This is a genomic window from Iodobacter sp. BJB302 (genome assembly GCF_002735645.1).
Classification (GTDB): domain Bacteria; phylum Pseudomonadota; class Gammaproteobacteria; order Burkholderiales; family Chitinibacteraceae; genus Iodobacter.
The window spans coordinates 1-22,831 of record NZ_PDZG01000058.1; the positions used below are offsets into that span (position 1 = coordinate 1).

Annotated in this window: 21 protein-coding genes; 9 read left to right on the forward strand and 12 right to left on the reverse strand. The window is 50.6% G+C overall.

What is annotated here, in order from left to right:
- Positions 1 to 455: 455 nt before the first annotated feature.
- A complete protein-coding gene (locus tag CSQ88_RS16580) occupies positions 456 to 1,001 on the reverse strand; it encodes a hypothetical protein (RefSeq protein ID WP_099399200.1) in 546 nt (181 codons plus the stop codon).
- A gap of 168 nt (positions 1,002 to 1,169) precedes the next feature.
- Here CSQ88_RS16580 and CSQ88_RS16585 point away from each other — a divergent pair, with 168 nt between their 5' ends.
- The gene (locus tag CSQ88_RS16585; RefSeq protein WP_143449502.1) at positions 1,170 to 2,198 is read left to right on the forward strand and encodes an integron integrase; all 1,029 of its coding nucleotides are present in this window, start codon (positions 1,170 to 1,172) and stop codon (positions 2,196 to 2,198) included.
- Positions 2,199 to 2,295: 97 nt separating this feature from the next.
- Here the strand turns inward: CSQ88_RS16585 and CSQ88_RS16590 are convergent, their stop codons facing one another.
- Entirely contained in the window at positions 2,296 to 3,615 is a 1,320-nt protein-coding gene (locus CSQ88_RS16590) for a DUF445 domain-containing protein (protein WP_180273694.1), read from the reverse strand.
- 168 nt (positions 3,616 to 3,783) lie between these two features.
- On the opposite strand from CSQ88_RS16590, the gene CSQ88_RS16595 reads away from it, so the two are divergent.
- Positions 3,784 to 4,239, forward strand: coding sequence for a YaiI/YqxD family protein (locus CSQ88_RS16595; RefSeq protein WP_099399203.1), 456 nt, complete (start codon positions 3,784 to 3,786; stop codon positions 4,237 to 4,239).
- A gap of 148 nt (positions 4,240 to 4,387) precedes the next feature.
- On the opposite strand, the gene CSQ88_RS16600 is transcribed toward CSQ88_RS16595, so the two are convergent.
- The 6 genes from CSQ88_RS16600 to kdpF form a co-directional block, all read right to left on the reverse strand.
- Positions 4,388 to 5,077: a response regulator gene (locus CSQ88_RS16600; RefSeq protein ID WP_099399204.1), complete on the reverse strand. Its 690-nt coding sequence runs from the start codon at positions 5,075 to 5,077 to the stop codon at positions 4,388 to 4,390.
- A gap of 273 nt (positions 5,078 to 5,350) precedes the next feature.
- Positions 5,351 to 8,014: a sensor histidine kinase KdpD gene (locus tag CSQ88_RS16605; RefSeq protein ID WP_099399205.1), complete on the reverse strand. Its 2,664-nt coding sequence runs from the start codon at positions 8,012 to 8,014 to the stop codon at positions 5,351 to 5,353.
- A 180-nt stretch (positions 8,015 to 8,194) separates the two neighbouring features.
- Positions 8,195 to 8,779: a potassium-transporting ATPase subunit KdpC gene (gene kdpC, locus CSQ88_RS16610; protein ID WP_099399206.1), complete on the reverse strand. Its 585-nt coding sequence runs from the start codon at positions 8,777 to 8,779 to the stop codon at positions 8,195 to 8,197.
- Positions 8,780 to 9,171: 392 nt separating this feature from the next.
- Positions 9,172 to 11,322 (reverse strand): potassium-transporting ATPase subunit KdpB, encoded by a 2,151-nt coding sequence (gene kdpB / locus CSQ88_RS16620; RefSeq protein WP_099399208.1) that lies wholly within the window; start codon positions 11,320 to 11,322, stop codon positions 9,172 to 9,174.
- Between the two features lie 83 nt (positions 11,323 to 11,405).
- The gene (gene kdpA, locus CSQ88_RS16625) at positions 11,406 to 13,217 is read right to left on the reverse strand and encodes a potassium-transporting ATPase subunit KdpA (protein WP_099399209.1); all 1,812 of its coding nucleotides are present in this window, start codon (positions 13,215 to 13,217) and stop codon (positions 11,406 to 11,408) included.
- Entirely contained in the window at positions 13,218 to 13,298 is an 81-nt protein-coding gene (gene kdpF, locus CSQ88_RS23695) for a K(+)-transporting ATPase subunit F (RefSeq protein WP_099399210.1), read from the reverse strand.
- A gap of 638 nt (positions 13,299 to 13,936) precedes the next feature.
- Here kdpF and CSQ88_RS16635 point away from each other — a divergent pair.
- The 3 genes from CSQ88_RS16635 to CSQ88_RS16645 all read left to right on the forward strand — a co-directional run bounded on the left by CSQ88_RS16635 (position 13,937) and on the right by CSQ88_RS16645 (position 15,392).
- Positions 13,937 to 14,221, forward strand: a complete 285-nt coding sequence (locus CSQ88_RS16635; protein ID WP_099399211.1) for a hypothetical protein — start codon at positions 13,937 to 13,939, stop codon at positions 14,219 to 14,221.
- 80 nt (positions 14,222 to 14,301) lie between these two features.
- Entirely contained in the window at positions 14,302 to 14,685 is a 384-nt protein-coding gene (locus CSQ88_RS16640) for a nuclear transport factor 2 family protein (RefSeq protein ID WP_218963128.1), read from the forward strand.
- A gap of 65 nt (positions 14,686 to 14,750) precedes the next feature.
- Positions 14,751 to 15,392, forward strand: a complete 642-nt coding sequence (locus CSQ88_RS16645; RefSeq protein WP_099399212.1) for a GIY-YIG nuclease family protein — start codon at positions 14,751 to 14,753, stop codon at positions 15,390 to 15,392.
- 173 nt (positions 15,393 to 15,565) lie between these two features.
- Here CSQ88_RS16645 and CSQ88_RS16650 read toward each other — a convergent pair whose 3' ends face one another.
- On the reverse strand, positions 15,566 to 17,212 hold the full coding sequence (locus tag CSQ88_RS16650; protein ID WP_099399213.1) for a VWA domain-containing protein: 1,647 nt from the start codon (positions 17,210 to 17,212) through the stop codon (positions 15,566 to 15,568).
- 209 nt (positions 17,213 to 17,421) lie between these two features.
- On the opposite strand from CSQ88_RS16650, the gene CSQ88_RS16655 reads away from it, so the two are divergent.
- From CSQ88_RS16655 to arsB, 4 genes are all read left to right on the forward strand, one after another.
- Positions 17,422 to 17,754 (forward strand): helix-turn-helix transcriptional regulator, encoded by a 333-nt coding sequence (locus CSQ88_RS16655; RefSeq protein WP_099399214.1) that lies wholly within the window; start codon positions 17,422 to 17,424, stop codon positions 17,752 to 17,754.
- A gap of 24 nt (positions 17,755 to 17,778) precedes the next feature.
- On the forward strand, positions 17,779 to 18,249 hold the full coding sequence (locus tag CSQ88_RS16660; protein ID WP_099399215.1) for an ArsI/CadI family heavy metal resistance metalloenzyme: 471 nt from the start codon (positions 17,779 to 17,781) through the stop codon (positions 18,247 to 18,249).
- Positions 18,250 to 18,277: 28 nt separating this feature from the next.
- Positions 18,278 to 18,787 carry an arsenate reductase ArsC gene (locus CSQ88_RS16665; protein WP_099399216.1) on the forward strand — a complete coding sequence of 170 codons (510 nt, stop codon included), beginning with the start codon at positions 18,278 to 18,280 and terminating at the stop codon, positions 18,785 to 18,787.
- Between the two features lie 65 nt (positions 18,788 to 18,852).
- Entirely contained in the window at positions 18,853 to 19,920 is a 1,068-nt protein-coding gene (gene arsB, locus CSQ88_RS16670; RefSeq protein WP_180273695.1) for an ACR3 family arsenite efflux transporter, read from the forward strand.
- 113 nt (positions 19,921 to 20,033) lie between these two features.
- On the opposite strand, the gene CSQ88_RS16675 is transcribed toward arsB, so the two are convergent.
- The 3 genes from CSQ88_RS16675 to CSQ88_RS16685 all read right to left on the reverse strand — a co-directional run bounded on the left by CSQ88_RS16675 (position 20,034) and on the right by CSQ88_RS16685 (position 22,773).
- Positions 20,034 to 20,450, reverse strand: a complete 417-nt coding sequence (locus CSQ88_RS16675; protein WP_099399217.1) for a hypothetical protein — start codon at positions 20,448 to 20,450, stop codon at positions 20,034 to 20,036.
- Between the two features lie 86 nt (positions 20,451 to 20,536).
- Positions 20,537 to 21,901, reverse strand: coding sequence for an ATP-binding protein (locus CSQ88_RS16680; RefSeq protein WP_099399218.1), 1,365 nt, complete (start codon positions 21,899 to 21,901; stop codon positions 20,537 to 20,539).
- An 83-nt stretch (positions 21,902 to 21,984) separates the two neighbouring features.
- Positions 21,985 to 22,773 carry a response regulator gene (locus CSQ88_RS16685; RefSeq protein ID WP_257212644.1) on the reverse strand — a complete coding sequence of 263 codons (789 nt, stop codon included), beginning with the start codon at positions 22,771 to 22,773 and terminating at the stop codon, positions 21,985 to 21,987.
- Positions 22,774 to 22,831 lie beyond the last annotated feature (58 nt).

Here is a 22,831-nt window from a genome sequence, read left to right on the forward strand (position 1 = left end):
ACCGTTTCAATCGTCGAGCAGACCTGTGCGCTCTGATTCCTCGATTACTCAAAGCCGTGATGCAGGCTAAACCTTGTCCAAGAGGGGTATTTCAAGCCTTAATTGAGCAAGAGACATAATCAGGTAACTCTATTTTTTTGAGTTTACCTAAACCATTCAAAGTTCGTATTTCATTTATATCGCCTACCGTGCCTAGTGCATATGTCTGACATGCGACAAGCACCGCACCATAAAAGTATTCCGCATACTCAGCTGCCAACAGGCTATCTAATATGCCAACTTTAGAAAATTGAACAAGCTCCGAGATGGCATTTGTAGCTGTAGTACAGAGGGTTCTAAGTGGTGTTGACCTATGATCCAACTCTTTGTAATGCATATGTGAATGCCTAACGTTTGAATTCAGCGGACGGCAAAAAGCGCAGCATTTTGACGGTCCGCTGGAATGATTTGTTAGCCTACTGAATGGCTTTCACAAAGTTAGCGTCATCGATAAGTTGCTCAATGTTAATTTTGATTGTCTCGTTAAGGGCCCCAAATACGTTAGCGAACTTAGCAGTATTGCGTTGAGTGTTCTTTGTTGATGAAAAGACGATTTTCTTGGAAGTAGCATCAGTTAATACGTATTTAATACGCAATGTCCAGTCAACGCTGTAACCAAGATCATCAATCAAGAACTCTTCAACCTCTCCGCTCAATACCTTTGAAGAATCATTGGTCTTGATTCCGACAACACGCAGCTCAGAGAACACCGCATCCCGAACGAATTTACTGACATCCCGGTCGATTTTTATCTCGCCCATTGCTGTATTGCGGATTTGGTTGGAAGCAACCACTTTCGGCGCAGTCGGGGTAGATGGAAAATAAGAAAAATCAGACACGGACAGTGAACCAGCAGCACTCTTGATTGAACTGGGAGCATAGTTAACTGGGATTGGGGGAGTAGCACATCCAGAGAGAGCGAGCGTTGTGACAACAGCGACAGATACGAATAGTTTCTTCATTTGAAATGCCCTTTGGGTGGGTTGGTAAATACGATGTTTTGATTGATGATGATTGTGAAGGCTAACGTGAAATATACACCTCTACAGGTGTATATTTAATTTATCTGTGTGTATAACAAAACATACCATCCAGATATTACATTGAAATTCAACCATATGGCGGTTTCTATGCCAAATAGTACACCTTCCGAAGGGACTGCTGCGCCGCGCTTGCTGGATGTATTGCGCGATAAGATTCGCGTAAGGCACTACAGCCTAAGGACAGAGCAGCAGTATGTCAACTGGGTGCGGCGGTTTTTGCGTTTTCATCCTCAGCGGCATCCGCGTGAGATGGGCGCTGCCGAGGTAACAGCGTTTCTGACCAACTTAGCCGTGGCGGGTGGCGTGTCGGCTTCCACGCAAAATCAAGCACTCTCTGCGCTGCTGTTCCTCTACCGTGATGTGCTTGAAATCAACTTACCCTGGCTGGATGAAGTGGTGCGGGCCAAGCAGCCTGGCCGGTTGCCACTGGTATTAAGCAAAAGCGAAGTGGCGGCAATTTTGAGATTGGCCAATGGCTTGTATGCATTGCAACTGCGGCTACTCTACGGCACGGGGATGCGTTTAATGGAATGCATGCGCTTGCGGGTGAAGGATGTCGATTTTACCATGCAGGAAATCATTGTGCGGGATGGCAAGGGCGCCAAGGATCGCGTCACCATGCTGCCGCAGAGCGTGATCGAGCCATTGCAAGCCCACCTACAGAGCCGGCGCGCCCTTTATGAAGCGGATCTGGCGGCGGGAATGGCGGATATTTATCTGCCTGATGCGCTGGCACGAAAATACCCCAATGCAGCAAAGGAATGGGGCTGGCAGTATGTGTTTGTTACCACCGGGTATGTACGCGACCCAAGAAGCGGCGCCGAGCGCCGCCATCACCAGGATGAAAAACTTTTACAGCGGGCAATGAAACGGGCGGTGCAGGCAGCGGGCCTCGCCAAACCGGCCACGCCGCACACCCTGCGCCACAGTTTTGCCACGCATCTCTTACAGGCGGGTTACGATATCCGCACCATCCAAGAATTACTCGGCCATGCAGATGTGGCCACCACCATGATTTATACCCATGTATTAAACAAAGGTGGCCGTGGTGTAAGCAGCCCACTTGATGAGCTGGTTCCCCAGGGGCTGTTGACGCCTCATTCACAATTGCGCTGAGCCGGAAAATAGCCAGGCACAAGGCATGCGACGAAGGCAATAACTGGTTATTTCCGAGGAGCATAAGGCAGTGAATGGCCGTTTTCCGGCTCAGCCCCTAGCCCAACCACCCCGCCACTACATAAATCATCAGCCCCACCAAGCCGCCCACCAAAGTGCCGCTCACACGAATAAATTGCAGGTCGGTGCCGATGTTTAATTCGATGCGCTCCACCATATATTGCTCGTCCCAGGTTTTAACCTGATCTGAAATAAATACGCCGATTGTTTCGCGGTATTCTTCAATAATTGGGGGAATGGCGCGCTCGCATTGAGTATTGATCCATTCTTGCATTTCGGTATTTTCATTCAGCTTTTTACCCATATCGGCAGCCAATAGCATGATATTGGCGCGGATAGTGGAATCCACGCGGTGCAAATCGCTATGCAGCCAGCGTAATAACTGCGACCAGAGTGTTTCGATATATTCACCTACCGCCGGATGGGCAAGCAATTCATTCTTAAGCTTTTCGCCTCTTTGTTTGAATTCGGCATCGTACTTTAATTTATTGACAAAATCCGCGATATAGCGATCAAATTGCAGGCGCAGATGATGATCCGGGTTATCCTGCATGGCTTTTAATTCTTTTTGCACCGCGCCAAGCATCTTTTCGGCAAGGTATTTACCGGCCACTTTATCCAGCACCATATATTTTAAAAATGATATTTCTTCGGCAGCCACATGGGCCATGGCTTCCTGTGTTTCGGCACGGCCGAGTATTTTTTGTAATTCGTGTAATACTTCGCTTAATACATGGTGGTGGCGGCCATTTTGCGTGAGCGATTCTAAAACATGGCCGCTAAACTGGCTGATATCGATGCGCTGTAATTCGGTAATTAAGGTGCTTTTTAAAAAAGCCAGTAATCGCCCGTCATGCAGGGAATTAAGGCTATAGCTAAGCGCTCTGATTAATAAATTAGAAAAAGGCCGCGCGTTTTGCGTCAACCATGCAGCAATTTTAAGCGCAGGATTAAATTCACGAATTTTGCCAACAATGCGCTCGGGCGATAAAAAATTGCTTTGAATAAAGCTGCCCATGCTATCGGCAATACGCAGTTTATTTCTGGGCACAATTGCGGTGTGCGGAATGGGCAGGCCTAAGGGGCGGCGAAATAAAGCCACCACCGCAAACCAATCCGCCAAAGCCCCTACCATGGCCGCCTCTGCAAACGCCGTAATATAGGCCAGCGCCGGATAGCGGGATTTATATATTGCACTGATAACAAAAACCACGGCAAAAAATAGCAGCAATGCCAATGGCAAGAGTTTGGCTTGCTTTAATTTTTGCCGTTTAAGCGCTATTTCGGCGCTTTCTATGGCCTGATAAAGATGATTGGATGAAGTCATTGGCTTAATCGGAAGATTGATTGAATTCAAGGGTATCACTATCTGCAGCGAGATGTTATTTCCTGTATTTACAAATAGCATCGCACCGCCTTGTGCATCTCACCCCAAATAACAATACGCCGCCGTAATCCCACCGCAATCAACACCCCACACGCGCTATAATTCGCCGCTATAAATAACAATACACAGGTCGAAGCCATGCAAATCTGGGTTGATGCCGATGCCTGCCCCAAGGTGATTAAAGAGATTTTGTTTCGCGCCGCCGAGCGCTGCAAAATCGTCTGCACTTTTGTGGCCAATCAGTATATTCAAACGCCGAATTCACCTTTTTTAAAGTCCTTGGTGGTGGAGCAAGGCTTTGATGTAGCAGACCGGCGGATTGTGGAGCTATGCACAGCGGGAGATTTAATTATCACCTCAGATATTCCGCTTGCATCGGATGTGATCGCCAAAGGCGGACTGGTACTGGATTCACGCGGCGAGCGTTTAAGTAAAGAGAATATCGGCGAGCGCCTGAATATGCGTGACTTTATGGATACCTTACGCGCCAGCGGCATAGACACCGGCGGCCCCAGTGCCATGAGCACTGCAGACAGGCAAAACTTTGCGCGGGCGCTGGATAGCATCCTAAACAAAATGAAACCCAAATCCTGAAATCATTCGTAATTTAAACCCCAAGTTTTTCACCACGAAAGGCACAGAGAACACGTCGTTTCACTGAGAAAACCTGCTGCCTGTTGTTTTTCTCCGTGGCACTCTGTGCCCTCCTTTTACCCGGGGTTAAAGATGAGGGTTTAAAAACTCAGCTAATCAATCGATAACCCACGCCGGTTTCGGTAACGATGTGTTGTGGTAAGGCAGGGTCTGTTTCCAGCTTTTGCCGCAGATGCCCCATATACACACGCAGATACTGGCTGCTTTCCGAGTGCGATGGCCCCCATACGGCTTTGAGCAGTTCCCGGTGCGTGAGCACTTTACCAGGGAAGCGTGTCAGTGTAGTGAGTAAGCGATATTCAATAGGCGTAAGATGCACCGGCACATCGCTTTTGTAAACCTGACGATTAACCAGATCGATTTTAATCTGACCAAACTCGACAGACTGCTGTGCACCCTGCCCGCGCGCGTGGCGGCGCAGCAAAACGCGGATTCGCGCCAGGCATTCGGGCACGCCAAAGGGCTTGGTGAGAAAATCATCGGCTCCGGCATCCAGCGCCCTTACTTTTTCTGTTTCTTGCGTGCGGGCAGAGAGCACTAAAATAGGCAGCTCGCACCATTCGCGCAGACGTTCGATCACCGTAACGCCATCCATATCAGGCAGTCCCAAATCCAGGATAACCAGATCAGGCTTTCGGGTAGCGACTTCGATCTGGCCTTGCTTACCGGTTTCTGCCGTAAACACCTGCATGCCCACATCGAGCAGGGATTCGGACAAAAAATGCCGGATCGGCTTTTCGTCTTCGATGATCACAACGGTAATAGGGATATCTGTCATGCTTGCCTATTCTTTATATGGGGAAATACAAAACAATTAAAAATACTGCGTTCAACACGTACTGGGCGGCATTAATTGAATACCCCCCTTTTTGCAAAAGGAGGGCGGTTAAGGTCAAAATCTTCAGCTATTTAGCACTTAGGAAAGCTAAAAACCGGTGCGCAAGTGAAGCAACTTGCGCAGCCTGCAAAATCCACTCCCTGAGTTTTCTCCCCGGTCGGCCTTAAATCTCTGCGTGCTCAGTGTCTGCAGATTCAGGCTTTCAATCAGCGCTTAATTTGCCAGCACGGGCGGTGTGCCCAGTGGCAGGGTAAATTCAAATTCTGCGCCGTGCGGGTCTAAATTACGGGCGCTGATTTGTCCGCCGTGGGCATTGATAATACTGCGGCATATCGCAAGCCCCAGACCCACACCAGGCGCGCCGGATTCGGTGGTGCCACGGGTAAATTTATCAAATAAGCGTGTACCTTCAGGCAGGCCGGGGCCGTCATCGCTGACCGCTATGCGCGCCATATTGCCGTCTTTTTTTGCAGAAATCGTCATGGTACTGCCAGCGGGAGTATATTTAGCAGCGTTTTCTAATAAATTAACCAGCACGCGCTCCATCAGCACGGCGTCGTATTCCAGCATGGGAAAATCAGCAGGCAGCTCCACCTTAATTTGATGCGCGGTGAGGCTGGCCCCTGCCACCCTCACCGCGCCGCCTACAGATTCCTCTAATAGCTGCCATTCTTTATTTGGCTTTACCCCCGATTGCAGTCTGGCCATATCCAGCAAATTGCTGACCATATGATTCATACGCATCGCTTCTTTTTGCAAGCTTTGTGAAACATGCCGCAATTCTGCAGGGATCTCATCTTTATCCAACAGGCTGGCAAGACCAACCAGCGTGGTCAGCGGCGTGCGTAAATCATGCGATACCGCAGATAAAACGCCGTTTCTTAGGCGCTCTGATTCCATGGCAACAATGGCGTCTTGTGCAACCTCTACGTAATGCACGCGCTCCAGCGCCAGTGCAATCTGGCTGGCAGCGGTTTCCAGTAAGCGCTGTTGCTCTGGTAAAAACACATGCTGGCTGTCGCTGGGCAATACCGCCAGCACGCCACGGGTGCGCATCGGGGCTTTCAAAGGAATATAGAGCAGCGGCGCGGCAGGCAGCGTATGTGTGCCAAGGCCCGCAGGCTGCTGATAATCATAAACCCACTGGGCAATACCTAAATCGGCGCAGGCATGCTCGTGCGATGCACGCACTTTTTCTTCGCTATCGGGGATAAACAGCAGCGTTTGCGATTGAAACAAGCCATCCAGATGGCGCACGCTCATTTCTACAATTTGGGTGGCCGTCAGCGCGCCAGACAGCTCGCGCCCCAGCTCGTACAAGGCCCGCGTGCGGCGCTCGCGGTAGGTGGCCACATTGGCCTCAAAGCGTAATCTGGAAGTCAGATGGCTGATAATCAGCGCCACCGATAACATCACAGCAAAGGTCAGCAAATACTGAGTATCTGACACCGTAAAAGACATGCGCGGCGCTACAAAAAAGAAATCAAATGCGGCCACCGATAATAAAGACGTTACAGCGCCTGCACCGCGCCCATAACGCACCGACACCAGCACCACCGCCAGCAAATACAACATCACCACATTGGCTAAATCAAAGAAGTGCAGCAAGCCTGCTGTCAGCAGCGTAGTTAAAGCGGCTGCGCCCAGCGCGGCAAAATAGCCATGTCGCTGAAGCTTGGGCGTTACCTCGTCAAACAGCAGGCTATTGGGTTTTGTATCGCTGGGCAGTGCATCGCTTATATCATGCGCCACCACGTAAACATCAACATCGCTGGCCTTATCGATCAGCAGCTCGGATAAAGGCCGCCGCCATAGCCGCGACCATGTGCTGCGCTGCGATTTACCCACTACCATTTTGGATACATTACGGCTGCGCGCAAAGGCCAGCAGGGTATCCACCAGATCCACCCCCGCCAGCACGCTGGTTTCCGCACCCAATTCCTGGGCCAGCTTCAGTGTTTTTAATACCTGATTACGCGTTGCCTCGCCCTGGCGCTGCAGCTCCGGCGTTTCTACATAAACCACCAGGCATTCAGCATGCAAACTGGCGGCCAGCCGGCATGCGCTGCGAATCAGCTTATCCCCGTCCGAATAGGGGCCAATGCTGATCAATAAACGCTCGTGTGCTTTCCATACAGGCTGAATAGACTGATCCGCGCGGTAAGCGCGCATCTGCGCATCCACCCGGTCGGCCGTGCGGCGCAAAGCCAGCTCGCGCAGCGCCAGCAGATTGCCTTTACGAAAGAAATTCTGGCTGGCCCGGGTGGCCTGCTCCGGCCGGTAAACCTTGCCCTCGGCCAGGCGCAGCAGTAATTCATCTGGCGGCAAATCGACAAGGCTCACCTCATCTGCAGCATCAAACACGTGATCCGGCAGCGTTTCACGCACCACAATCCCTGTAATCTGCCCGACCACATCGTTTAAGCGCTCCAGATGCTGCACATTCAGCGAGGTGTAAACATTTATCCCTGCCGCCAACAGCTCTTCCACATCCTGCCAGCGCTTTGGGTGACGTGATCCGGCCACATTAGAATGCGCCAGCTCGTCGATTAAAATCAGCGGTGGTTTGATCGCCAGCGCCGCATCCAGATCAAACTCGGGCAGAATTTGCCCGCGATGCTCTATTTTTGCAGGCGGCAACACTTTTAAACCGATCAGCTGAGAGGCTGTTTCGCTGCGTCCGTGCGTTTCAACCACCCCAACCAAAACATCTATACCCAAACGCTGCTGTACATGGCCAGCAGCCAGCATGGCGTAAGTTTTACCCACACCCGCACAAGCACCAAAAAAAATCTTCAAACGCCCACGGGCGGCTTGCTCGTCGCTTCGTTTGATTTTATCGAGCAGTGAATCAGGATCGGGGCGGGTATCGGTCATTGATGGGCTTGTGACTAAGGGTTGGGGGTTAAAAGAACACAGGCATCAGCACAAGTCAGCGGCACTTGTCCCCCTTTTACAAAGGGGGAAGCTAAAACCCGCAGAGCGTATTCAACGCGAAGCGGCAATGCGCCAATTTGCGGGGCGCATTGCTAGGGCGATTGCGCCCTGCGAATTTGACTACTTCGCTAATGGATATTGCTCATCCAGTGCAATATTCAGCTTCAGCACATTTACGCGCGGCTCGCCAAATACACCAAACTGACGGCCTTCTGTATTTTCTGCCAGCAGTTTACTCACTTTGTCGCCAGACAGCTTACGAGCAGCCGAAACGCGCTCAAGCTGATACTGCGCAGCGGCGATACTGATATGCGGATCCAGACCACTGCCTGATGCCGTAACCAGATCAACCGGGATAGCGCCAGCCTGGTTTGGGTGGGCTTTTTTCAATGCATCAACACGCCCTTTTACTGTATCCAGAAACGCCGGATTAGTCGGGCCAAGGTTAGAGCCGCTTGATCCGCCCGCATTGTAGCTCATAGGGCCTGTTGCCGACGGGCGGCCCCAGAAGTATTGTGGCTCGCTGAAATTTTGGCCAATCAGGCTTGAGCCTACGGCCTTACCCTGCAATTGTACCAGGCTGCCATTGGCCTGATCCGGCATGGTAGCCTGGGAAACGCCGGTTACCAGCAAAGGGTAAGCCAGGCCAGTGATCACAGAAAGTAGAGCAAAAATGACCAGAGCGGGTCTTAATTGAGCATTCATTTTAAATCCTTCATTGCGCTTGCCATAAGGCTTGCTTCAAGAGGTAAATCTATCCATAAGTGGCGAGCAATGGCGCACCACATCAAATTTCGCTGCGCCACAGTACGGTTTTGCAGCAGCTGCACATCGTTTTAGAGCGCACGGCGTACAGATGATCACTGGTCAAAGGGTAAAATACGCCGCAGCGATAGCAGCCTACCTCTCCTTCCCCCTTGCAAGTGGCATGTTTCGCCAGATACTCCTTAAGCGTGGGCGAGCGCCGCCAAAACCAAAGACTGCAGCACCTCACCCCATACGCCAACACCAGAATGAAAATAATCAGCAATAAGTTTCCAATCATATCCATACGCGTGCCCTCCAAATCATCCGGCACCGGCCGGATGACGCACCACTTAAACTAAGCCCATCGCACCCAATGCCATATCAATGATTTTAATCCCGGCAAAAGGGACTAATAAGCCACCCAAACCGTAAATCAATAAATTATTACGCAGTAATTGCGCGGCAGCCTGAGCGCGGCATTTCACGCCTTTTAATGCCAGCGGAATCAGGAACACAATAATTAAGGCATTAAAAATCACCGCCGACATCACCGCCGAATTAGGGCTGTTTAATCCCATTACATTTAATGCGCCCAATTGCGGGTAAGTCGATACAAAAGCGGCCGGAATAATGGCAAAGTATTTCGCCACATCGTTGGCAATACTAAAAGTGGTTAATGAGCCGCGTGTCATCAGCATTTGCTTGCCGATTTCTACAATCTCAATCAATTTGGTGGGGTTAGAATCCAAGTCCACCATATTGCCCGCTTCTTTAGCCGCTTGCGTACCGGTATTCATGGCCACGGCCACATCAGCCTGCGCCAGTGCCGGTGCATCATTGGTACCGTCACCCGTCATCGCGACCAGCTTACCTTCGGCCTGATACTGGCGGATCAATGCCAGCTTGGCTTCTGGTGTTGCTTCAGCCAGGAAATCATCCACACCGGCTTCGGCAGCAATCGCCGCAGCAGTCAGCGGGTTATCACCGGTAATCATGATGGTTTTAATCCCCATCTGACGCAGCTCGGCAAAACGCTCTTTAATGCCGCCCTTCACGATGTCCTTCAGCTCGATCACGCCCATCACTTTAGGGCCATCACTGACCAACAATGGTGTAGAACCACGGCGGGCGATATCGTCTGCAATCTTGCCTACTGCATCAGGGAATACACCGCCCATGGTGGCAACGTGTTTTTTAATTGCATCGATCGCACCCTTACGGATTAAACGCTCATCGTAATTCACACCGCTCATACGGGTTTGTGCAGTAAACGCTACAAACTCTACCGCGTGGCTTAAAAGCTGGCGTTCGCGCAGATTAAATTTCTGCTTAGCCAATACCACAATACTGCGGCCTTCCGGGGTTTCATCCGCGAGAGATGCCAATTGTGCGGCATCTGCCAGCTCTTCCATTGTCACGCCAGGAGCCGGTACAAAGCTTGACGCCTGACGATTACCCAAGGTGATGGTGCCGGTTTTATCCAGCATCAGCACATCCACATCCCCTGCTGCTTCTACTGCGCGGCCTGATGTGGCAATCACATTGGCCTGCATCATACGGCTCATACCTGCCACACCAATGGCTGATAAAAGCGCGCCAATAGTGGTTGGAATCAAACATACCAGTAAGGCAATCAGGGCAGTAATGGTAATCGGCGAGCCTGCTTTGCCGGCTTCCACACTAAACATAGAGAAAGGCAGGAGCGTTACCGTCACCACCATAAACACGATGGTCAAAGCCACCAGTAAAATCGTTAACGCGATTTCATTTGGTGTTTTCTGGCGCTTTGCGCCTTCCACCATGGCAATCATTCGGTCCAGAAAGGCTTCGCCCGGGTTCACACTCACCCGTACCACAATCCAGTCAGACAACACACGCGTACCGCCGGTTACTGCAGTAAAGTCGCCGCCCGATTCACGAATCACGGGTGCAGATTCACCGGTAATGGCCGATTCATCCACCGAGGCAACGCCTTCGATTACTTCACCGTCCGCAGGCACCACATCACCGGCTTCCACCAGAATGTAATCGCCCTTGCGAAGACTCGCGCTGTCGGCAATGGATTTGCCAAATTTGCGGCCCGGGCCAGTCAGCTTTTTAGCAATGACGTTTTTCTTGGTATTACGTAATGATGCGGCCTGTGCCTTGCTGCGCCCCTCTGCCAGGCTTTCGGCAAAGTTAGCAAACAACACGGTAAACCACAGCCATGCAGTGATACCGGCAATAAAGCTCAGCGCCGCTTCACCATGGCCGGCAAGGGCCTGAATCAGCAGCAAGGTGCTTAAAATACTACCCACGTACACCACAAACATCACTGGGTTTTTAAGCTGGGTTTTTGGTGCCAGTTTTTTAAACGAATCGACCCCCGCTGGCCCAATCAGTTGCGGGTCGAGTAAAGAAAGTTTTTTGCCTGCGGCAGCAGGTACAGAGTGCGCAGCCACAGCGGCAGCAGCAACAGGCGCTACGGCGGGCTTTGTACGATTCACGTCAGTAGTATTCATCGCTTTTTACCAAAAGGAGTTGCAATGGTTTGATTGCAAATTTACCGGGCGGGAAAAACCACAGGCCTTCCCGCCCAAAGCTGTTATTTAACAGGTGCAATCATTTGCAAATGTTCAACCACAGGGCCCAGTGCCAGAGCAGGTACGTAGTTCAGTGCCCCCACCAAGAGCACGGTTCCAACCAAAAGCACTACAAATAAAGGCCCGTGCGTTGGCAGCGTTCCGCCTGTTACGGCAAGGCGTTTTTTAGAGGCTAAAGAACCCGCCATTGCCAGTACCGGAACAATAATCAGGAAGCGACCCAACCACATTGCGATACCCAACATCACGTTATAAAACGGGGTGTTAGCAGATAAACCAGCAAAAGCACTGCCGTTATTATTTGCAGCCGAGGTAAAGGCATACAGCACTTCACTTAAGCCATGCGCTCCCGGGTTCAGAATCCCGGCCTTACCATCAGTCAACATCAAGGCAACCGCTGTACCCACCAGCACCAGAATCGGTGTAACCAGGATAGATAAAGCACTCATCTTCATTTCAAAGATTTCGATCTTTTTACCCAGGTATTCAGGTGTGCGGCCTACCATCAGCCCCGCAATAAACACCGCCAGAATCGCAAACACCAGCATGCCGTAAAGACCTGATCCCACACCACCAAACACCACCTCACCCAGCTGCATCAGCAGTGTAGGAATCAGGCCACCCAGCGGGGTTAAGGAATCGTGCATCGCATTTACCGCGCCACAAGAAGCCGAAGTGGTTACCGCAATAAACAGGGACGTTGCCGTTACACCAAAGCGGGCTTCTTTACCTTCCATATTGCCGCCAGCTTGCGTGCTGCTCAGCACCTGATCCACACCAAGCGGATTCAGACCGGCCGTACCTGTTTGCTCGGCCATTACCAGCACGGAATACATCGCCACAAAAATAATCGTCATGGCTGCAATAATCGCCCAGCCCTGACGTTTATCACCCACCATGCGGCCAAAAACAAAGCACAGCGCAGCAGGAATCAGGAAAATCGCCAGCATTTGTAAAAAGTTTGCAAATGGCGTTGGATTTTCAAAAGGATGAGCGGAGTTAGCATTAAAGAAACCACCACCATTAGTACCCAACAGCTTAATTGCCTCTTGCGATGCAACCGGACCCATGGCCAGTGTTTGTGTATGACTGACCACGTCTTCCATTACAGGTGCGCCCTTGGCATCTTTCACCACATCACCGTGGCTGTCATGCTTTGGCTGCTGAAATGCATTAGCCTGGACTGTAGGCACTTCTTTATATGCGGACAGGTTTTGAATCATGCCCTGGCCCACAAACACCAAAGATAAAACCAGAGACAGCGGCAGCAAGATATATAAAGTGCTGCGGGTTAAATCCACCCAGAAGTGACCCACGGTGCTGGCGCTATGCCGGGCAAAACCACGGATCAGGGCAATCACTACCGAAATACCGGTGGCTGCAGAAACAAAGTTCTGTACCGTTAAACCCAGCATTTGCGTGAGGTAAGACATCGTGGATTCACCACCGTAGCCTTGCCAGTTGGTATTGGTGACAAAAGAAATAGCAGTATTAAGCGCAGAATCCGGGCTGACCGCGCCAAACCCCTGAGGGTTAAACGGCAGGTCACCTTGCGCACGTTGCAAGAGATAAAGTGCCAATGCGCCAATTGCATTAAACAGCAACAAACTGATCGCATAGGATTTCCAGCCTGTTTCCTGGCTGGAATTGATACCTGCCAAACGATAGATCCCGTTTTCAAGCGGCTTTAAAACGCGTAAAGGGCCTTGAATCTCGCCCTGCATCACTTTGTTGATCACCATCGCCAGCGGCCATGACAACAGCAGTAAAACGAATAAAAACAGCCCCAGCTGGAGCAAAGCATCGGTAGTCATTTAAAAACGCTCCGGTTTAAACAGCGCGTAAAAAAGGTAAACAAATAAAACAACGGTAACCAGCGAAATCAGAACGATCATGATTCACCCCTAAGGTGGCTGCACAGCAGTAAAAGTAAGGCGGGGCATACCGCTATTACGCATAAAGCGCCTAAATAGATCACATCCATGGCTAACTCTTATTAAGAGGAATCGACCCGTATACTTTATGGAATACAGCGTAAAGACTTTGGTAAAAACGCAGGCCCTCGTATAAAGAAAGTATAAAAATTATAAAAATTTGTACTTAAAAGAGCCGTAATGACCAGACTCAGGTCTTGAGCACAATCAAGACCTGGAGCCAGCAGAAGGCCCGCAACATCAAGGCGCAGGTATAAATTTTTCTGCAAATGGCTTGGCTACCGGGCAGCACAGCAATTACGACCGCATATGCCCGATAGATTGCTTACAAAATATATAGCTTCATGTAATGAAAAATGACCATTCCTGTCTGATCCTCTGCATATAAAAGCGCCCGAGCCCATCTTTTATCAGCGCTCTTCCCTGCTCCTTGGGTGCATGTTTTATCAGGCTGCTCAGTGCAAAATAATCTGTGAAAAAAATGGCTGAATCCATTGTTGTCTTTTACTTTCTATTTCGGAAAGATATTCAACAGGGTAAAATCAGGCAGCAAAACATGACCTTTACATCACCTGCTTTTTTAAAGATGGGGAAGCAAAATGACAGAAGTTTTTTGGATGGTGCTGATGATCGTGGGCGGCCTTGGCTTTTTGCTCTTGCAGCCATTAACTGATCGATTAAGTCGAATTGAAGCCAAGCTTGACCGGCTGCTCGCCCTGCAGGGGATAGATGAAAACAAATGGCAGGAGCCATCCGCAGAAGTAATCAAATTAGCAAGGGCCGGGGAAAAAATCAGCGCACTAAGGCTTTATCGCAAGCAACAAGGTGCAGGGCTTAAAGAGGCAAAAGAAGCGATAGAAAAATACATCAGCCCGAATACATAAAAAAAACGACTCAGGCAAAACTAAAAAGCATTCATTCAGCAGATCATGCCGCCCAACCCAGCCAATGCAGGAGATACACGATGACCCCCACCGAAATTCGCGCACTGATTGATCAGTACATCAATGCTTACAACCGCAAAGACGTAACAGCCATGCTGCTGACCGTGCACCCTGATGTGGAATTCAAAAATATCGCTGGCGGGCATGTAAATACCCACACCACAGGCCGGGAAGAATTAAAAGTGCTGGCAGAGCAATCTGTCGCCATATTTTCGGAACGGCATCAGGAAATACTCAGCTTTGAAAGCAGCACCCACAAGGCCAGCGCAACCATCGCCTTTCGTGCCATCGTTGCCGATGATTTGCCCAATGGCTTAAAGAAAGGCCAGACGCTGGAATTATCCGGCCGGTCTGAATTCGAATTTAAAGACGGCTTGATTGCCAGGATTACAGATTTAAGTTAGCCCGCCATCATCTTGGAATGTAGCTCCAGCCCCATATGCCTCCAATTAAACCCAGAGCACTTTCTATGGCCGATATCAGTTCACAAATTGTTTATGTTTTAACTAATCCAGCCATGCCCGGCCTCGTTAAGATCGGGAAAACATCGCAAACGGAAGTTGAAGAAAGAATGAAGCAATTATATGGAACAGGCGTGCCTGTGCCCTTTGATTGCGCTTTTGCCTGCCAGGTAAAAGATGCTGCCGAAGTTGAAAAAGCACTTCATTTCGCCTTTGGCAATCATAGGATCAACCCCAACCGGGAGTTTTTTAAAATTGAGGCTGAGCGGGTTATTTCTGTGCTCAGACTATTAAAAGTAGAAGACATAACACTTGAATTTGAAAAGCAGTTAGATTCTGATATTGAAGATATCGATAAGCAATCTGCAGACCATTACAAAAAAACCAAACGCCCCAGAATGAATTTCCATGAGCTGGGTATTCCTGATGGATCCATTTTAATTTCTAAAGATGGCAGCCAGCAGGCCATTGTGGTTGAAGAAAAAAAAGTGCGCTTCGCAGATGAAACTATCTCTTTAACTGAAGCAACCCGAAGATTACTGGGTTTAGCAGAAGGCACTCCCATTCAGCCCTCGCCCTACTGGACGTTTAATGGCGAAACCGTAAAAGAAATTTACGAGGCTTTTCATGCAGAGGGTGAAGAGGCGTGATTTTTAAGCCCCCCTGCATCATGCTACCGGCGTACCGTCAGCCAGCGTATGAGGATGTTTTGGAACTGCGAATGGGAGGATGGCGCGGGCCATGCCCGAGACCATCCACCTGTAATCCTGTTCCATCACACGCATCGCCGGAATTAACGGCAACCATGCATCGCAGATATGCACTAATCCCGCCCACTCTCCGCGGCTGCGGGTGTCAGGCTTTTTGCCAGCTTAACTAATTGCAAAAATTCCCCACGATAGCCAAATGTATCATCACCTCGGGCATTGCCGGCAATGGCGGCGACTTTTGCGTAGTTGAAGTCACTGATATACCGCCCATTACGCAGTAATTGCCCAAAACCCGCCACGGCAGTGGCAAAGCGGAATTCATTACTCGCCTGATTAAAGCTGTTTAATACATCCCGGCGCTGCAGCGGGATTTCGATCAGCTGGCTGTTTTTGCCATCGGGCGCTTTATAACGTAAGCGTAAAAAGCCCAGCTCGTCGCTCTGCGTGGTTTTTTTGGCGGGTTTGGCTTCATAACGCAGCGGCTCGAGGTACCCCGCTTTACCGGCAAAAGTCACTTCATAGAGCGCGGTCACGGTGTGGCCTGCACCGATATCACCGGCATCCACCTTATCATTATTAAAATCTTCACGCTTAAGCTGGCGGTTTTCATAGCCAATCAGGCGATACTCTTTGACCTGCTCCGGGTTGAATTCAACTTGGATTTTGACATCTTTGGCCACGGTAGCCAGCGTGGAGCTCATTTCATCCACCAGTACTTTTTGGCCCTCGTTCAGGTTATCAATGTAGTGGTAATTGCCGTTGCCAATGTCGGCCACCTGCTCCATCAGCGCATCATTGTAATTCCCCATTCCAAAACCCAAAGTGCTTAAAGAAACCCCTGCCTCGCGCTCTTTTTCAACCATCTCTTTCAGCGCATCGATGCTGGTGACACCCACATTAAAATCACCATCGGTAGCCAGCAGGATGCGATTGATCCCGCCTTTAATAAAGCCCTGGCGTGCCATCTGGTAAGCCAGCTGAATGCCTGCCGCACCCGCTGTGCCTCCCCCTGCAACCAGCTGATCAATCGCGCGCTTGATTTGGTTTTTATCCGCACTGGGCTCCAGCACCACCTTCGTGCCGGAGGCATAGGTCACTAAGGAAACATGGTCTCCTGCTTTAAGCTGATCCACCAATAATTTAAGCGAAGCTTGCAGCAGCGGCAGTTTATTGGGCTCATTCATCGAGCCGGATACATCCACCAGAAACACTAAATTTGCCGCAGGCAGCAGAGCCGCTTTGATGTCCTGTGCCTTGATGCCAATACGGATCAGATGCTTATCCACACCCCATGGCGCGGGCGCTATTTCGGTGTATACGGCAAAGGGGCGGCTGCCGGCCTGATGGGGATAATTGTAAGGAAAATAATTAATCATCTCCTCTACCCGCACCGCGTCTTTAGGCGGCAACTGGCCCGCTTGCAAAAAACGACGCACATTGGTGTAGCTGGCGGTATCCACATCAATCGAAAAAGTAGAAACCGGCTCAGCAGACACCGCCTTCACTGACAGCTCCTCCAGCTTGCTATAGTTTTCGCGGCCGGGTTCGGCAGAGGCAAGCGGCGTATTGGCCTGTGTGCGCACTCCTGCACCGGCAATTGCCTGCATTTTGCCGGCGACAGGCGAAGGTGCGGCTGCTTGCTCTGCAGGCAGGCTGTGCCGGGGAAGACTTGCATCGTACTTATTAAATGCTGTCCCTCCGCAGGCGCTAAGTAATACAACGCCGGATAGAACACTCAGAGACAGGGGAAGCTTAGTCATGGCATGAAGTCCTAAATAAAGGGGAACAAACAAGGAAACAAAGCGTGTTAGCAAGACGGATTAATTATTTTAGAAATATTTCTGTGAACTGCCACTTTAACGTGAGGCTTAGTTTCTGCTCAAATGCTTTGCTCATGCTATTTGAGCAAACTTCAATCCTGCAGTAAATCCTCCTTGACTTAATTCTATATTTCTATAATTATAGAAACATGAATACAAAAACTGCCGTAACACTCCTGGCCGCTCTCGCTCAGGACACTCGCTTAGCAATCTACCGGCTGCTGGTACAAGAAGGGCCAGAAGGTTTGGCTGTGGGCCAAATCGGTGAGCGCCTGGAGGTTGCCAATGCCACCCTGTCCTTCCATCTGAAGGAGTTAACGCACGCTGGCCTGATCAACCGGCGGCAAGACGGGCGCTTTATCTATTACTCCGCCAACTACGAACAAATGAATCATTTGCTCGGTTTTATGACTGAAAACTGCTGCCAGGGCCAGGCTTGTGAGCCCTCTGACCATAAATCTTGCGACAACAGCTGTTGTTAACATTTCTCTGATTGGGGTTAAAAAATGAAACGCTTTCATGTTCATATCTCGGTACCAAAGCTGGACGACAGCATACGCTTCTACACTGCGCTGTTTGCGGCAGAGCCAACCGTACTCAAATCCGACTATGCGAAGTGGATGCTCGACGATCCACGCATCAATTTCGCCATCTCGCAGCGAGGAGCACCGGCGGGCCTTGATCACCTCGGTTTTCAGGTCGACAGCGACGACGAGCTGACCGCCCTACAAAAGCAATTAGCCGCTGCCGATATCTCGGTGCTCAGCGAGCCGGGTACAGCTTGTTGCTACGCCCAATCGGACAAGCACTGGGTTACTGATCCGGCGGGTATTGCCTGGGAAAGCTATCACACCCTTGGCAGCATCCCGACTTTCAGCGGCAGCGAATCCACAACCAACACCTGCTGTGCGCCCAAGGCTGTTGCAGTAACGCCCCAACCCAAGAACAGTTGTACCCCAGGCAGTAACTGCTGCTAAAACCAGTGCAAAACCCCGGAGATTCACGATGAGCAACAAAGTCTACAACGTCCTTTTCCTCTGCACCGCCAATTCGGCGCGCAGCGTCATGTCCGAAGGCTGGCTGAATATTCTGGGCAAGGGACGCTTTAAAGCATTCAGTGCGGGCAGCCACCCAAGCGGCCAAATCAACCCGCATGCAATTACCTTGCTCAATGGCATCGGCTACGACACCAGCACACTGCGCTCGAAATCATGGGAAGAGTTCGAAGCCGCTGACGCACCGCACATGGATATTGTCATCACCGTTTGTGACAACGCCAAAGGCGAAGTCTGCCCAATCTGGCCAGGGCATCCGCTGACAGCACACTGGGGCTATGAAGACCCGCACGGAGAAACAGAGGAAGAAAAACTTGCTTCGTTTCGCAAGGTCTTTTTGCAAATTAAGCAGCGCATATCCCTCCTTGTGAGCCTGCCTGACGAAAAGCTGGCCAGCTTAGCGCTGAAAGACGTGGTGCGTGATATTGGCGAAAGCAAGCCCGGCCAGCTTGCAGAGTGATACCCCGTGCTGCACGCGCTGGTCAGTGTCGTGCAGCGTTCAAAAATTAATAACCGGAGTGCATGATGTCCGCACAATGTGAAGTTACCGGCAAACGTATCACTGCTGCACCCATGAGTTTTTTCGAGCGCTATCTCACCATTTGGGTGTTTTTATGCATTGTTGTCGGAATTATTGCAGGGCAGTTATTCCCCCGTGTATTTCAAACGATTGGCCGGCTTGAGGTTGCCCAGGTTAATCTGCCGGTGGGTATGCTGATCTGGGTCATGATTATTCCCATGCTAATCAAAGTTGATTTTACGGCGTTGCATGAAGTACGCCAGCATGTTCGCGGGATTGGCGTTACCTTGTTTGTGAACTGGCTGGTTAAACCATTCTCAATGGCATTATTGTCCTGGATCTTTATCCGGCAACTCTTTGCTCCGTATCTGCCCGCTGGTCAAATTGACAGCTATATCGCTGGCCTGATCCTGCTTGCGGCTGCACCGTGTACTGCAATGGTGTTTGTATGGAGCAAGCTGACTAATGGCGACCCGTTGTTTACCTTGTCTCAGGTGGCATTGAACGATGCAATTATGGTCGTGGCCTTTGCGCCACTCGTGGCGTTTTTACTCGGCATGTCGGCCATTCATGTGCCTTGGGATACGCTGATTATTTCAGTCGTGCTGTATATCGTTATTCCGGTGATCATTGCACAAATCATTCGGAAACATTTACTCAGCCAGAGCCAGGCCTCCTTTGACTCCACAATGAACAAGATTGGCCCATGGTCAATTTCTGCTTTATTGGCCACACTGATCTTGCTGTTTTCTTTTCAAGGCAAAGCAATTTTAGATCAGCCACTGGTCATTGCCTTGCTGGCCATACCTATTTTGATCCAAGTATTTTTCAACTCAGGTTTAGCGTATCTGCTGAACCGTATGGTGGGCGAAAAGCACAATATCGCCTGCCCGTCTGCCTTAATTGGGGCATCGAACTTCTTCGAGCTGGCCGTTGCAGCGGCAATTGCATTGTTTGGCTTTAATTCAGGCGCAGCGTTGGCAACGGTTGTTGGCGTTTTGATTGAAGTGCCGGTGATGTTGCTGGTAGTCAATATCGTGAATCGTACGAAACCCTGGTATGAACGCGCCTGACAGCAGGGTACAAACTTAAATACAGCCCTGCTTTATGCCCGCATCTTAAAAGTCACACAACATACTCAGCTGCCCCCGTATATGCGGGGGCGGCACTCTTTTTATAAGCACCCTTAAACCGCAATATTCACCCTCCTGCCCGGCTCTGCAGCGGTTTGTTCGAGCACATCAAGAATATGCTGATAGATTCCAACGCCTTGCGTGTCGTTTCTAAACTGGCAGGCCACAACGCTTTGTTTAGCGTAATCAATAAAATTCCATTTTTTTAAACGGCTGCTTTCATCTTCAGCGCGTGGCGATCCATCCTCATTGATATTCAGCCTGTGTGTAATGGTGATCACCCCCAGCTCATGCAAGCTGATTTTGCCGTCGTTGTACAGATCTGTGGCCAATTTTGCCGCTTCACCTGCCGTCATATTTGCCGGATCGTACAATCTGGAATCCCCCGCCGGGGCATCAGGCTGATAAGGAATCTTTGGCCGCAAATGCGCGGGCAAAATACTGAGTGGCGAGGCTGCTGAAACATTCATGAATCGCTTTCCTATTTTTTATTAAGCAATAAGAAAGCAATAAATAAGCCATAACCAAAAAAACTCAAAAAATAAACCACCCAAACTTACACAAAAATTGGCAGGCGTATTATCGCCTTTAAACCACCCTCCTCCCGGTTAGTCAGCAAGATTTCCCCACCATGAGCGCGGGCAATGGCGCGGGCGATAGCCAACCCCAGACCGCTGCCGCCGGTGTGGCGCGATCTGGAAGTCTCCAACCTGACATAGGGCTCAAACACCCGCTCCAGCTCGGCGTCTTCAATGCCTGCGCCCTGATCTTCTATCGAAATCAGCAGCGCCGCAGCGTCTTCCTGCACGGTGAGGGCAATCTGATTTCCTCCGTAACGGCGGGCATTATCGAGCAAATTGCTCAGGCAGCGACGTAGCGCCTGGGGCCGGCCTGTAAACACCTGCCGGGCTTGGCCTCTTACGCTGATTTGTGCACCCAGCGCCTCTGTGTCTTCTACAACGCCTTCAAGTAAATCCATAAAATTAAGTTTTACACTTGCTTCTGCGCTATTGCCTGCATGCAAAAAAGCCAGGGTATCGGCAATTAAGTTTTCCATTTCTTCTAAATCCCGCTCAATCGCCAGGTTTTGTGCGGGGTCTGCGCGCTTTTCCAGGCGCAAGCGTATGCGGGTGATGGGCAGGCGCAGATCATGCGAGATGCCTGCCAGCATTTGCGAGCGGGTACTTAAATACAATTTAATGGCGCATTGCATGCTATTAAAGGCTCTAGCCAGATGACGCACTTCCTTGGGGCCGGTTTCGGGCAAAGGTGGCTGGTTAATATTCTGTGCAAGACCCTCAGCCGCTGCGGAAAAAACCGAAAGCGGCTGCGTTAAGCGCCTTACTGCCCACACAGATAACAGCGCTGCAGCCAGCGCCACTAAGGCCAGCCAGCCCACAATCCGCCATGGCTCCCGGATAAGAACATTACTCATTCGGGAAGAAGAAAACGTCACGATCGTGCCATCTTCCAGCTGCGCTTGTAAGGTAAGATTAATCAACACGCTTTCTGCCGCCTCCAGCCCGCCAGACACACTGCGCACAGATTCTGGCAAAGCACCGTAGCTCATCGAAACCACCTGCATACGCTCTTGCTTTTGCAATTGCCCGGACACCAGCTTTTCAAACTCCAGCACTTCTGCACCGGGCAGCCTTGCCTGTTGCCACGGTGTATCCAGGCTTACTTGCAAAGCCGGGCTGTTTAAGGCCCTTAATAGCTGAGTACGAAAAGCTGCGGGCGTTTCGCCCAGCACATTAATCGAGCTGGCAATATGCTCTGCCACATATTCAACCCGTAATACGCGGGCCAGCCGGGCTCTGTCATTGATCACCAGCCAGACACCAGCCGCATTGGCTGTAAACAAGCCTGCCAGCATCACCAGTAAGATTTGCCCGAGTAAGGTTTTAGGCCAGTAACGCATAAATTTATTTACCTTTTAAGGGTGAATTCAGCCAGCGCCCGGCTGTGAGCTGCGGGCTTAATTGAAGACATATATGCCGGCAACTACCTGGCCTCTACCTTGCAAACCAGCATATAGCCGCTGCTTCTGATGGTTTTGATTAATACTTGTTCACGGGCTTCATCGCCCAAGCGGCGGCGTAAACGCCCGATCATCACATCAATAGTGCGGTCAAACGGTGCCGCATCCTTGCCATTAATGGCATCCATCAGCTGATCTCTGGATAAAACACGGTTAGCGTTTTCAGCCAGGGCTTGCAGCAGGCGAAACTCGCCGGTAGATAATGAAGTCACCACGCCATCGGCTCCCAGTAAATATTGCGCGGCCAAATCCAGCTCCCAGCCTGCAAAGCACAGGCGTGTGGCCTTGTTGCCCGCGGTGTGACCGGCGGCCCTGCGCAAAATACTTTTAATTCTGGCCAGCAGCTCTCTGGGATTAAAAGGCTTGGGCAAATAATCATCCGCGCCCATTTCAAGGCCAATAATCCGGTCCAGCTCATCGCCTCTGGCCGTCAGCATCAGCACCGGCAGATTAGAGCCAGCCCGCAAATTACGGCACAGCGTTAAGCCATCTTCACCTGGCAGCATTAAATCCAGAATCAGCAGATCAAACTGCCCCTGCTCCATGGCCCGGAGCATGGCCATGCCATCGCCCACCGCTGTCACGGTGTAACCCTGCTCACCAAGGTAATCACTTAATAAAGCGCGTAAATCAGCGTCATCATCCACGAGGAGTATTTGCGTACCCATGCTCTGCCCATCCATTTTGTTTGTTACAGAATACCCCGTGCCTGCGCCGCTTACGACCATAAAGAGGCGCTGTTTACATTGCATTTACAAAATGCCTGTTTTCACCATCAAACGGTTTACATCCGGCCTGTTTAATAGTCCC